At 69.3% G+C, this 12231-nt stretch carries 13 protein-coding genes; 10 read left to right on the top strand and 3 right to left on the bottom strand.

The genetic code is table 11. From position 1 onward, the window contains the following. Positions 1-17: 17 nt before the first annotated feature. The 3 genes from ACWELJ_RS17095 to ACWELJ_RS17085 are packed head-to-tail and all read left to right on the top strand — an operon-like array spanning position 18 to position 2079. Positions 18-953, top strand: coding sequence for an HpcH/HpaI aldolase/citrate lyase family protein (locus tag ACWELJ_RS17095; protein ID WP_452367093.1), 936 nt, complete (start codon positions 18-20; stop codon positions 951-953). Between the two features lie 51 nt (positions 954-1004). After that, a complete protein-coding gene (locus ACWELJ_RS17090) occupies positions 1005-1499 on the top strand; it encodes a general stress protein (RefSeq protein WP_452367092.1) in 495 nt (164 codons plus the stop codon). 4 nt (positions 1500-1503) lie between these two features. Next, a complete protein-coding gene (locus ACWELJ_RS17085; RefSeq protein WP_452367091.1) occupies positions 1504-2079 on the top strand; it encodes a suppressor of fused domain protein in 576 nt (191 codons plus the stop codon). A gap of 16 nt (positions 2080-2095) precedes the next feature. Here ACWELJ_RS17085 and corA read toward each other — a convergent pair whose 3' ends face one another. Next, positions 2096-3163: a magnesium/cobalt transporter CorA gene (corA, locus tag ACWELJ_RS17080; protein ID WP_452367117.1), complete on the bottom strand. Its 1068-nt coding sequence runs from the start codon at positions 3161-3163 to the stop codon at positions 2096-2098. Between the two features lie 71 nt (positions 3164-3234). Between corA and ACWELJ_RS17075 the strand changes: the two genes are divergently transcribed. The 6 genes from ACWELJ_RS17075 (at position 3235) to ACWELJ_RS17050 (ending at position 9586) form a co-directional block, all read left to right on the top strand. Then, positions 3235-4089 carry a PHP domain-containing protein gene (locus tag ACWELJ_RS17075; RefSeq protein ID WP_452367090.1) on the top strand — a complete coding sequence of 285 codons (855 nt, stop codon included), beginning with the start codon at positions 3235-3237 and terminating at the stop codon, positions 4087-4089. Continuing rightward, the gene (locus ACWELJ_RS17070) at positions 4086-4352 is read left to right on the top strand and encodes a hypothetical protein (RefSeq protein ID WP_452367089.1); all 267 of its coding nucleotides are present in this window, start codon (positions 4086-4088) and stop codon (positions 4350-4352) included. Before ACWELJ_RS17075 ends, ACWELJ_RS17070 begins: the two co-directional genes overlap by 4 nt. A 51-nt stretch (positions 4353-4403) precedes the next feature. Further along, entirely contained in the window at positions 4404-5957 is a 1554-nt protein-coding gene (locus tag ACWELJ_RS17065; RefSeq protein ID WP_452367088.1) for an FAD-binding protein, read from the top strand. A gap of 558 nt (positions 5958-6515) precedes the next feature. Then, positions 6516-7664 carry an NAD(P)-dependent malic enzyme gene (locus ACWELJ_RS17060; protein WP_452367116.1) on the top strand — a complete coding sequence of 383 codons (1149 nt, stop codon included), beginning with the start codon at positions 6516-6518 and terminating at the stop codon, positions 7662-7664. A 120-nt stretch (positions 7665-7784) separates the two neighbouring features. Beyond that, the gene (locus ACWELJ_RS17055) at positions 7785-8945 is read left to right on the top strand and encodes a sensor histidine kinase (RefSeq protein WP_452367087.1); all 1161 of its coding nucleotides are present in this window, start codon (positions 7785-7787) and stop codon (positions 8943-8945) included. Further along, positions 8942-9586 carry a response regulator gene (locus tag ACWELJ_RS17050; protein ID WP_452367086.1) on the top strand — a complete coding sequence of 215 codons (645 nt, stop codon included), beginning with the start codon at positions 8942-8944 and terminating at the stop codon, positions 9584-9586. The genes ACWELJ_RS17055 and ACWELJ_RS17050 overlap by 4 nt, the downstream gene beginning before the upstream one ends. A 22-nt stretch (positions 9587-9608) precedes the next feature. On the opposite strand, the gene ACWELJ_RS17045 is transcribed toward ACWELJ_RS17050, so the two are convergent. Further along, entirely contained in the window at positions 9609-10475 is an 867-nt protein-coding gene (locus ACWELJ_RS17045; RefSeq protein WP_452367085.1) for an Ig-like domain-containing protein, read from the bottom strand. A 182-nt stretch (positions 10476-10657) separates the two neighbouring features. Further along, positions 10658-11272: a TetR/AcrR family transcriptional regulator gene (locus tag ACWELJ_RS17040; protein WP_452367084.1), complete on the bottom strand. Its 615-nt coding sequence runs from the start codon at positions 11270-11272 to the stop codon at positions 10658-10660. A 119-nt stretch (positions 11273-11391) separates the two neighbouring features. On the opposite strand from ACWELJ_RS17040, the gene ACWELJ_RS17035 reads away from it, so the two are divergent. After that, a partial coding sequence (locus ACWELJ_RS17035; RefSeq protein WP_452367083.1) for a hypothetical protein occupies positions 11392-12231 on the top strand: 840 nt, incomplete at its 3' end.

Below are 12231 nucleotides of genomic sequence, written 5' to 3'. Positions count from 1 at the left end.
ACGAGAAGGAGTGACCCATGACATCGCGCCGATCGGTGCTGGCCGTACCCGGCAGTAACCCGCGCATGATCGAGAAGGCCAAGGGGCTGGGCGCCGACGAGGTGTTCCTGGACCTCGAGGACGCGGTCGCACCGGCGGCGAAGGCGGCCGCGCGGGCGAATATCGTGGCGGCCCTCAACTCCGGCGGCTGGGGTTCCCAGATCCGCGTGGTCCGGGTCAACGACTGGACCACCGAGTACACCTACGCCGATGTCATCACGGTGGTGGAGGGCGCGGGCTCCGAACTCGACGCCATCCTGTTGCCCAAGGTCACCGACGCCGGCCAGGTGCGGGCGCTGGACCTGCTGCTGACCCAGCTGGAGAAGGCCAACGGCCTGCCGGTCGGGCGGATCGACATCGAACCGCAGATCGAGAACGCCCTGGGGCTGCGCAATATCGACGCCATCGCGACCGCGAGCCAGCGGGTGCGGACGTTGGTGTTCGGTCCGGCCGACTTCATGGCCTCGATCAATATGCGCACCCTGGTGGTGGGCGAGCAGCCCGAGGGCTACGAGCCCGGCGACGCCTACCACCACATCTATATGACGATCCTGCTCGCGGCCCGCGCCCACGGCCTGCAGGCCATCGACGGCCCCTATCTGGCGGTCCGCGATATCGACGGCTTCCGCCGCAACGCCGCCCGCACGGCGGCACTGGGTTTCGACGGCAAGTGGGTGCTGCATCCGGATCAGATCACCGCGTGCAACGAGATCTTCAGCCCGCGCCAGGCCGACTACGACCGGGCCGAGGAGATCCTCGACGCGTACGCCTTCCACACCTCCGCCGAGGGCGGCGCGCGCGGCGCGGTCATGCTCGGGGACGAGATGATCGACGAGGCCAGCGCCAAGATGGCTCAGGTGATCGCGGACAAGGGTCGGGCCGCCGGAATGGCGCGCACCACGCCTGCCCGCTGAAATCGGCACGGCGAACCGGCGGGTGTCGGTGAGAAATAGGATGATGGAGTCATGACGAATCCCATGGGGAATGCGAGCCGGGGCCGGCAGCCCGCCCTGCCGACGCCGCCGTCGGGCTGGCCGATCGGCTCCTACCCAACCTACGCGGAGGCGCAGCGGTCGGTCGATTACCTGGCCGACAACCAGTTCCCGGTGGAGGGCGTGACCATCGTCGGTGTCGACCTCATGCAGGTCGAGCGCGTGCTGTACCGGCTGACCTGGGGCAAAGTCATTGGCGGCGGCATGGTTTCGGGTGCCTGGCTGGGTCTGTTCCTGGGCCTGCTGCTGAGCATGTTCACCTCCGGCGGCGCCCTGGGCCCGCTGGTGGTCGGCCTGGTCGGCGGCATCATCTTCGGTCTCATCTCCGCGTCCATCCCGTACGCGGCGACCCGGGGGCAGCGCGACTTCGCCTCCACCATGCAGCTGGTGGCGGGCCGCTACGACGTGCTCTGCGACCCGAAGACCGCCGAGCAGGCGCGCGACATGCTCGCCAGACTGGCCATCTAGATCGATGGAGGTGATGGACCAGGTCCGGGCCGCGGTGCTCGGACATTTCGGGGTGGAGTCCGCGGACGCGGCGTCGGTGACGTTCCTGGGTTTGGAGCCCATCGACATCCTGCGTATCTCGGACGGCGAGTTCGTGCACTATTCGACGCTGGGCGGCTCCCGGCATCCGATGACGGATCCGGCGGCGGCGCTGGCCGATCCGGTCCGGGGCCCGCGCGCGGAGCTGGTGCTGACCCTGCGCGGCGGCGCGGGCGCGGGGTCGGGGCTGACCCGGACCCTGGGCGTGCTGGTCGCGGCTCCCGCCGTGGAGGGTGTGGTGCTGCAGGCCGACGCGCTGCTGGATCTGGGGGAGCCGCTGTGGACCAACGCGCCCTTCACGGCGGTCCTGCTGGGCGACAGCGACATTCCCGAGGTGGTGCTGCCGGATCCCGCGGATCCGGTGCGGTTCCTGACGGTCGCGCCGATCACGGCGACCGAGGCGGCGTGGGTGCGCATCCGCGGCGCGGCGGCGCTGCGCGACGCGTGGGCCGAGGCGGGCATCGACGTCCGCGATCCGGCCCGTTCGGCGGCGAGCCTCTAGCTCGCCGCGGGGTTGCTCAAAGCCATTTGTTCCGATGGAAATTGACGTAGAGGATCCCACAGAGGACGAGCATCACGGCTATCACGATCGGGTAGCCGTAATGGGTTCGCAGTTCGGGCATGAAATCGAAGTTCATGCCGTAGACGCCCGCGATCATGGTCGGCACCGCGGCCATGGCGGCGTAGGCGGAGATCTTGCGCATGTCCATGTTCTGCTGGACGCTCACCTTGGCCAGCGCGGCATTGATGAGGGCGCTGAGGGATTCGTTGAAGTCGAGGATCTGCTCGGTGACCGCGGTGTGATGGTCGGTGACGTCGCGCAGGTAGCGGCGGATCTCCTTGGGCAGCGGCAGGGTGGTGTCGTGGGTGAGCACCTGCAGTGGCAGTTGCAGCGGCTTCACGGCCCGGCGTAGTTCCACCACTTCGCGTTTGAGCTGGTAGATCGCCTCGATCTGGAGTTTGTTGGCGGGGGTGAAGACCTCCTCCTCCATGGCGTCGACGTCTTCCTCGATGTCGGCGGTGACCGCCACGTAGTCGTCGACGACATGATCGGCCACCGCGTGCAGCACCGAGCTGGGCCCGATGGCGAGCTGAGCGGGGTCGGCCTCCAGGGCTTTTCGCACGCCGGCCAGTCCGCCGTGGTCGCCGTGGCGCACGGTGATGACGAAGTCGGGTCCGGTGAAGACCATGATCTCGCCGGTGTCGACGATCTCGGCGACGGTGTTGAGCTCGTGTTCGAGGTACTGCACGGTGCGCAGCACCAGAAACAGGATGTCGTCGTAGCGTTCGAGTTTCGGCCGCTGATGGGCGGTCACCGCGTCCTCGGCGGCCAGCGCGTGCAGGCCGAAGGTCCGCGCCACGTCGGCCATCAGCTCCTTGCCGGGTTCGAGCAGGCCCAGCCAGACGAAGCCGTCCTTGCGCTCGCGGACCTCGGCGAGGGCGTTCTTGTAGGTGCAGTGGTCCCACAGTCGCCGCCCGTCCACATAGACGGCGCAGTCGACGATCGCGCCGTGCGGTGCGGCCGGTTCGGCGGGCGTGGGTTCGCCGGTCCGCCCGGGCCAGTGGAACGAGGGCAGCGGCGGCAAGGAGGACACATCGACGATGCTAATCGTCCCGGGTCGGGGTGATCGTTTGCGCCGCAGGCAAGATAGGTGGGGTGCGTATCGATCTCCACACCCATTCCAACGCGTCCGACGGCACGGACACCCCGGCCGAACTGATCGCGAAGGCCGCCGCCGCCGGTCTCGACGTGGTGGCCCTCACCGACCATGACACCACTTCCGGCTGGGCCGAGGCCGTGGCCGCCCTGCCGCCGGGGCTGACGCTGGTCCGGGGCATGGAGATGTCGTGTGTGGGGCTCGGCGAGGACGGTTATCCGGTGCCGGTGCACCTGCTGGCCTACCTGTTCGATCCGGCCGACGAGTCCTTCGCGCAGGAGCGGGAGCGGTTGCGCGCCGAGCGGGTGGTGCGGCTGCGGGCGATGGCCGAGCAGATGGCCGCGGACGGCCTGCCCATCGATCCGGATCAGGTGATGGCCTCGGTGGGCCCGTCGGCGGGCCGTCCGCATCTGGCTCGGGCGCTGGTGGCGGCGGGCGTGGTGCCGACGGTGGATGCCGCGTTCCAGGATCTGCTGGCTCCGCACGGCCGCTACTACGTGGAGAAGGCCGACACGCCGTTGCGGCGGGCGGTCGAGATGGTGGCCTCGGCGGGCGGGGTGTCGGTGGTGGCGCATCCGCGCGCCCGCAAGCGGGGACGGCTGCTGGCGCTGGACCACATTCGCGAGCTGACCGAGGTCGGGCTGGGTGGTCTGGAGATCGACCATATCGATCACAACGAGGCCGACCGGGAGGTGCTGCGCGGGCTGGCCGCCGAGCTGGGGCTGCTGACCACCGGCTCCTCGGACTACCACGGCGCCAACAAGACCATTCGGCTCGGTGAATTCACCACCGACCCAACGCAATTCGAGGAAATTGTGGGCAAAGCCAGTGGGGTTCCGGTGATCACCGCGTGAAGGTGTTCCGGGGTCTGAGCGGCATCGTCGCCGGGGGCACGGTGGTGCTGGCGGTGACCGTCGCCGGGGCCGCGAGCATCGGTGCTCGGCGCGGTTTTCCGGGCCCCGGAGCGGAGTCGGTGACGTGGCATGTGGCAGCCGCACTGGCGGTTGTCGCCGCCCAGATTTATGCGGATAGGCGTCAAGGTTTTGCCGCTTTTTTCGGATGCTTGATAGTTTTCGCGATAGCGGGATATCTGCTGTGGGCGCAGTGGTGGAATTGAAATACGCATAACGGTTGCGGCCGGTTGAACTGTCGTCGAACATTTGTCGTTATGACCGAATTCGACGCCGATGTGCTGGTGCTGGGAGGTGGCCCGGCCGGAGCCTGGGCCGCCCTTGCCGCGGCCGCCGCGGGCGCGCGGGTATTGGTCGCCGACAAGGCCCGCTGTGGATCCAGTGGACCGACGGCGAGGGGTGGGGTCACCCTGTGGAACATCCCGGTGGGCGCGGCCCGCGAGGACGCCGTGCTGCAGAACTTCGCGCACGGCGGCGGGCTCGGTGAGCCGGACTGGATGTACCGGGTGCTGGAGGAGACGCACCGCCGGGTCGGACAGCTGGTGCACGGCGGCTTCCGCTTCCGGGGCGAACACGCCGAGCGTCCGGCGCGGGTCTATCTCGACGGCGCGAAGTACCTGGGGCGGCTGCGGCGCAGCATGGTGATCGCGGGGGTCCGCATCCTCGACCATCACCCGGCGTTGCAGCTGATCACCGACAAGGACGGCGTGGTGTCCGGTGCGGCGGGCGTGGCGCTGCACGGCGACCGCAACTGGACGGTGCGCGCCCGCGCGGTGGTGCTGGCCACCGGCGGCTGCGCGTTCCTCTCCGGCGGCGCGGGCACCGATGTGGATACCGGGGACGGCCTGCTCATGGGCGCGGAGGCCGGGGCCGAACTGTCGGGCATGGAGTTCTCCAACGCGTATTCGCTGGCCCCGGTGGCCGATTCGCGGCCGCTCGGGGGCCGCCCGGTGTCGGCGGTGTTCGCCTCGGACCAGGTCATGCATTTCGCGACCCTGTACGACGAATCGCGGTCGGTGCTGTGGGGGCAGGGATGTGGTTCGCGGGCACAGGCTTTCGCGGCCATCGCCGATGGCCGGCGGGTGTACGCCGCACTGGACGAGCTACCCGACGCGGTCCGCGCGGAGCTGCTGCGGCTGGGTCCGAGCCTGACCGGTCAGGTGCCGTTGTGCGCGGTGCTGGAGGGCACCGTGCGCGGCACGGGTGGATTGCGCCTGGTGGGAACGGATTGCGCCACCACCGTGCCCGGCCTCTACGGCGCGGGGGATGTCACCACCCGGGAGCCGATCACCGGCGCGGTCAGCGGTTTCGGCGGGCAGAACGGCGCGTGGTCGATCTCGTCGGGGGTGTGGGCGGGCGCCGGCGCGGCGGGTTTCGCGGCGACGCGCCGCAAGCTGGGCAAGGCGCGGCCGGTCCCGGGCGTGGGTCTGGGGGACAAGTCCCGCCTGGATCCGCGGGCGGTGGTGGGGCTGGTCCAGGAGCACACCCTGCCGCTGCGGCGCAGTTATTGGCGCAGTGACGGCAGTCTGCGCGACAGCATCGGTGAACTGGACGGTCTGTGGCCGGGGGTGGAATTGGCGCTGGGCGGAAAAGGGCCCGACCGGCTGTGGGCGCGGCAGGCCGCGGCGCTGCTCGCGGTGGCCCGGTGGACCAAATATTCGGCGCTCGCCCGGACCGAGACCAGGGGTATGCATCGGCGTACCGACCACCCCGGTGCGGGAAGTGACTGGCGAGTACGGTTGCTCTCCGGCGGTCTCGAATCCGTGTGGGTGCGACCGCAACCCGTGGTAGCCGAGGCGGCGCCGGCGTGAACCGGGCGGTAGGTTACTGATCAGTCGACCAGCCCCCGTGACAACCTCACAGCCGTCCCCGCGACCGGGTTGTGACAGTTCTCCGAGTTCGGGTTCCCACCAGCGAGTTTCCGTTCACCCGCGCGTGACGCGGATGACCTACTCTGCAACGATGGTGAGGCGACGCGACGGACCCGGGGTCGATTTGGCACCCCGTCGCAGCGACTGGCAGAATGGGCCGATCCCGGCCGCAGCCACCGCCCGGCCCGGGACACTCGGTGATCACGAACTCCGACTCGCGGGTTCACCCGGGATCACCCCGACTGTCTCGTCCGGACACACCCCTCCGGTTCTCGCTCGACGATCTGTGCCGCCGTCGACTATTCCGTCGCGGCGAAAAGATATATATGAGCACCGAAACCATAAAAACAGCTATTACCGAACGGTAACCGTCAAACGGTTGAGTCCGAACCGATCAGGAGTGAAAGCGTGTCACCCGTGACTGAAGCAGTGAATGCCGCTGTGGCCCCCTCGAATGCTGGTGCGGCCCCAGCGTCCAACGGCGCGAACCTGTCCGACATCACCACGGAAGAAATTTTCGCCGGGCATCTTGGCGGCAAGCTTTCGGTCGAACTCACCGCACCGCTGGAGACCCAGCGGGATCTGTCCATCGCCTACACCCCGGGCGTCGCGAAGGTCTGTCTCGGCATCGCCGAGGACGAGTCCCTCGCCAAGACCTACACCTGGGCCGAGCGCCTGGTCGTGGTCGTCTCCGACGGCACCGCCGTGCTGGGTCTGGGCGACATCGGCCCGCGCGCCTCGCTGCCGGTGATGGAGGGCAAGGCGGCGCTGTTCAAGAAGTTCGCCGGGCTGGACTCGATCCCGCTCGTGCTGGACACCAAGGACCCCGACGAGATCGTCGAGACCCTGATCCGCCTGCGCCCGAGCTTCGGCGCGGTCAACCTGGAGGACATCTCCGCCCCGCGCTGCTTCGAGATCGAGAAGCGCGTCGTCGAGGCGCTGGACTGCCCGGTCATGCACGACGACCAGCACGGCACCGCCATCGTGGTGCTGGCCGGCCTCAAGGGCGCGGCCGCGGTGCAGGGCCGGGACATGTCGGGCCTGAAGGTCGTGGTCTCGGGTGCGGGTGCCGCGGGCGTCGCGTGCACCGACATCCTGCTGGCCGCCGGCGTCTCCGACATCGTGGTGCTCGACTCCAAGGGCATCGTGAGCCGGGACCGCGGCGACCTGAACGAGTACAAGACCGCGCTGGCGGCGCGCACCAACCCGCGCGGCGTGACCGGCGGCCCGGCCGAGGCGCTCGCGGGCGCGGACGTGTTCCTGGGGCTGTCGGCGGGCACCATCGCCGAGGAGCTCATCGCGTCCATGGCGCCGGAGGCCATCGTGTTCGCCATGTCGAACCCGAACCCGGAGATCCACCCCGAGGTCGCCGCCAAGTACGCGTCCATCGTGGCCACCGGCCGCAGCGACTTCCCGAACCAGCTCAACAATGTGCTGGCCTTCCCGGGCGTCTTCAAGGGCGCGCTGGATGCCGGCGCCCGCCGCATCACCGAGGGTATGAAGGTGGCCGCGGCCGAGGCGATCTTCAATGTGGTCGCCGGTGAGCTGTCCGCGGACAAGATCATCCCGAGCCCGCTGGACCCGCGCGTGGCCCCGGCGGTCGCCGAGGCCGTGGGCAATGCCGCCCGCGCCGAGGGCGTCGCGTGATCGCACGCTGAGCCGAGCCGCGAGGGGCGCTTCGTCATCGACGAAGCGCCCCTTGTGCGTTCGCGGGTGTTGGTCGTCCCCCACACGGGGGAGGCGGGGTCCGGGCGGTACCGTGCGGCCATGGATGTGACCAGGTCACTGGCCCGGCAGTCGCTGCTGGTGGCCGCGGTGGCGGCCGTGCTGGACGGCGCCCAGATGGTGATGTGCGGTGGGTTCGGCCTGGCGCCGGTGGCGGCCACCGTCCTGACCGTGGCCACGGTGGCCGCGGATCTGGCGCTGGCGGCTCCGGCGGCGACGGCGGCCGCGGTGGCGGTGGCGCAGGTGGTGGTGAAGGTGTCGGTGGCGTGGTTCGCCCACCATTACGGGCTCACCGCGCGGGTTTTCGATGTCGGGTTCCTGGTGGCCGGGTATCAGGCGGGCGCGTGGCTGAGCGGGGTGGTGTCGGTGCTGACCGTGACGCTGCTGGCGGGCGGCGCGTTGACGGTGAACGCCATGGCGGCGCTGGCGGGCGCGAACAATCCGGTGCGGCTGGTGATCTCGGCGCTCGGGGCGGGGGTGGTGCCGTGGCTGGTGGGCCGGTACACGGCGGCGCGCGGGGCCTATATCGCGGAGTTGGAGCAGCGGGAGCGGTTGCGGCGGCAGGAGCAGCGGGCGGCGCTGGATCGGGCGCTGGCCGATGAGCGGGAGGCCATCGCGCGGGATCTGCACGATGTCATCTCCCATCATGTGAGCGCGATCGGGATTCACGCGGGTGTGGCTCGAATGGCCTTGTCGCGCAGTGACTCTGAGTCGGCGGCCCGCTCGGTCGGCGCGGTGGAGACCAGTAGCCGGGCGGCGATGGTGGATCTGCGGCGGCAGCTGGATCTGCTGCACGGCCGCGAGGACGACGGTGAGCGCCAGCCCGGGCTGGCCGATATCGACGACCTGGTGCGGCGGGTGCGGGAGGCGGGATTGGCCGTACGCGTGACGGTCTCGGGCGCGGCGCCGGTGCTGCCGGAGTCGCTCGACGTCATGCTCTATCGGGTCGTGCAGGAGCTGCTGACCAACGCGCTGCGGCACGGCGGTGACCCGGCCGAGCTCGAAATCGCTTACCGCCCAGGGATGGTCGAGATTCGCGAGACCAATCCGATCGCGGTCCGAGCGCCGGGTGCGGACGTGCATCGCGGTCTGGACGGCATTCGCCGCCGAGCCGAACTGTTCGGAGGGACCGTGGCCCACGGCGCCGATTCGTCCGGAACCCGGTGGGATATCCGGGTTTCCGTTCCGATCGGAGTCGCATGAGCATCACGGTCCTGATCGCCGACGATCACGCGGTCTTCCGTTCCGGCCTGCGCGCGGTGGTGGACGCTCACCCCGATCTGGAGTGTGTGGCGGAGGTGGGTGACGGTCGCGCCGCGATCGAGGCTGCCGCTCGTACGCACCCCGATGTGGCGATTCTCGATGTCCGCATGCCCAAGCTGGACGGTTTGGCCGCGACCGAGGCGATCGTCGCCGCGGGTGGTACGAGAGTGCTGCTGCTCACCACCTACGACAGTGAGGCCAATCTGCATCGGGCGCTGTCGGCGGGCGCGAGCGGATTCCTGTTGAAAAGTCTTCCCCCGGAAGAGCTTGTGGCCGCGATCCGGGTGGCGGTGCGTGGTGACGCGGTCATCGACCCGTCCATGACGCGCAGGCTCGCACCGCGTTTCGCGGCCGGGATCGCGCCGCCGGTGGAGCCGCCCGAGCTGGCGCAGCTGACCGCCCGCGAGCGGGAGGTGCTGCTGTTGCTGGCCGACGCTCGCAGTAATGGCGAGATCGCGGCCGCGCTGGGTGTCGGCGAGGAGACGATCAAGACGCACGTGTCCCGGGTGCTCGCCAAACTCGGTGTGCGCGACCGTGTTCAGGCGGTGGTGTTCGCCCACCAGCACGGGCTCGGCGGGTAGCCGGCCGAGCCCGTGGCGGGGATCAGAATCCGAAGGATCCGGTGCTCGGCTTGGGCGTCGGGGTCGGGGTGGGGGTCGTCACGTCGGCCACGGTGACCACCTTGGTGGTGGACGAGGCGGCCACGCCGGTGCGGCCGGAGAAGTTCGCGCCGATGGTGTACGAGCCCGCCGCGCCCGGGGTCCACACGATGGTGGCCTTGCCGTTCGCGTTGACCGGGATGTCGCCGAGGACCTGGTCGCCGGCCTTGAACTGGACGGTGCCGCCCGCGGCCGCCGGGGACACGGTGGCCTCCAGGGTGACCGGGGTGTTGACCTTGGCGCCGCTCACGTCGGTGAGCACGGTGGTCGACACGGCGTCGCTGGACACGGTGATGGCCGGGCCCTTGTTGGTGTAGTTGCCCGCGCCGAGGGAGCCGGTGTAGCTCATGGAGGTGGCCAGCGGGGTGTCGCGGGCGCAGTTGACGCCGACGGTGTACTGCACCTCGAAGGTCTGCGACTTCGGCGAGATGTTCGGGTACACCGGGTATTTGATGATGCTGAACGAGGCGCTGACGGCGTCCGGCGCCGAGGTGTCGATCGAGACCTGGTCGCCGCCCATCTTCGCGGAGCCCGCGACCGGGGTCAGGCAGGTCGGGTGCGCGTCCTTGATCGAGTAGATGTACTCCACCGGGATGCCGGTCCGCTCGAACGTCGTCGACACGGTCACGACCTCGCCGGCGATCGGGCTGGTGTTCGACACGGTCCGTGTGAACTTGCTGTTCCCGTCGTTCCAGGTCACCGTCCCGGACGCGGCCGAGGCCATGCCAGGCATAGCCGCAACCGCGAACCCGGCCGCCACCGCGAACGCGGCCACAGACCCGGCCGCCCGCTGCATACTTCTGTCCACCATCGTTTCTCCCACGCACCGGGTGCCCTCGACATCGTCATCGAGGCACGGATTCACCCGAGTTGGCGGAATTAGATCACGCCGTTTACTCCTGCGGACCCAATTCCGAAATGAACCCATGTCAGATGGGTGTCCGATCGTCCGCTCTGCTGGTCAAACGACCATCTGCGGCGTCCGCGTCTCGGTTATCCCGAGGTGGCGTAGAGGGTGATGGTGTGGGCGATGCAGCGGTCGATGAAGGGGGGATCGAGGGGGTGGTCGCCGGTGAGGAGGCGGAAATACAAGGGGGCGGAGAGAGTTTCCATCACGTCGTGCGGATCGGTGTCGGGTGGGAGTTCGCCGCGCTCGACGGCTCGGTGGACGATGGCGGCGCTCCGGTCGAAGCGGGTGGTCCAGAAATGCTCGCGCGCGGCCGCTACCTCCGGGTCGGGGGAGAGGGCGAGGATGGCGCCGAGGAGGCGGGGGATGCCGGGGCGGGTGATGAGTGCGGAGATCTGGGCGGCCAGTTGACGGAGGTCTTCGCGGAGGACGCCGGTGTCGGGGATGGGGTTGGCTTCGGCGGCCAGTTCGGTGATGGCGTCGGCGATGAGGGCGGTGCGGGTGCCCCAGCGGCGGTAGATGGTGGTCTCGGCGACGGCGGCCCGGGTGGCGATCTCGGTGATGGTGAGGCCCTCGATGCCGTGGTCGGCGATCTGGTCGAGGGTGGCGGCGAGGATGGCCTGGCGGACTCGGGCGGATCGGCCTCCAGTCCTGCGGCGCGGGGGTGAATCCGGATGGTCGCGGTCTCCGGGCTGGTCCATGCCCTGTTCATAACAGGTTCGGAGGTTGAAAGCTAACAATCCCGGCTTTAGCCTTCCCGGCGTTCTCGTCTTAATGCTAGGTTTACTTGCGTTAAGGCTGGGGACGAGAGGACACCGATATGGCCGAGCCCATCGAGATTCGCGCGGACCTGGGTGGACGGCGGATCGCGCGAGATCAGGTGCGGGCGTGGGAATCACGGCGTGCCGCCGCCGTGCTGGAGAAGCTCGCCTCCCGGCTCGGGGAGCGGGCTCTCGCTGAACTGCTGCCGGATCGCACGATGGCGGAGTTGCTCGACGCGCCACTCGAGGTGCGGCGAGTCGCGTTGACCGAACTGAAGATTCGACTCGGGCACGCCGGGATCTACGCACTGCTCAAACGGGACCTGATCGTGTCGGAGCGGATGGCTCGCGCTGGGCTGGCGCTGAGCCGCGATCGGACCGAACACTCCGCGATTCGCCTGGAGGTCCCGGGCTACTCCGCGGAACGGTTCGCGGCGTGGTTCGAGAACCTGGTCGCCGACAACCGTGAGGCCGAGATGGTCGCCGCCTGCCCGGACCACTATCTGCTCAGAGGCCTGCCCGATGGTCGTCAGGAGGTCGTCGAGACCACCGGCGGGTCGCCCATGCCGGCCCGGTTCCTGGTCGACTACACCGCGAGCGATGCGCTGACCGTTCCGGTCGACACCCGGTATCCGCTGCAGATCGCGGGGCACGCGGTTCTCGATGACGGTGTGGTCATCGGCGGGGTCCGCCACCAGTTCGGCGAACAGGACGGAACTCTGAAAGCGCTTCTCACCGTTCAGTTTCCGGCGACCTTGCCGGGGCGGTTCATCGAGCAGCATCGGTGGCATCTGGCGGCGGAGTTAGGCTTCGGACATGGGGATGGATACGGATCGGCCGGCCGGGGTGGACGAGTTCGATGGGCTGCGACCGTTGCTGTTCACGGTCGCCTACCAGCT

The sequence above is a fragment of the Nocardia sp. NPDC004582 genome (assembly GCF_053602115.1).
This window is presented reverse-complemented; position numbering and strand designations above follow the sequence as displayed.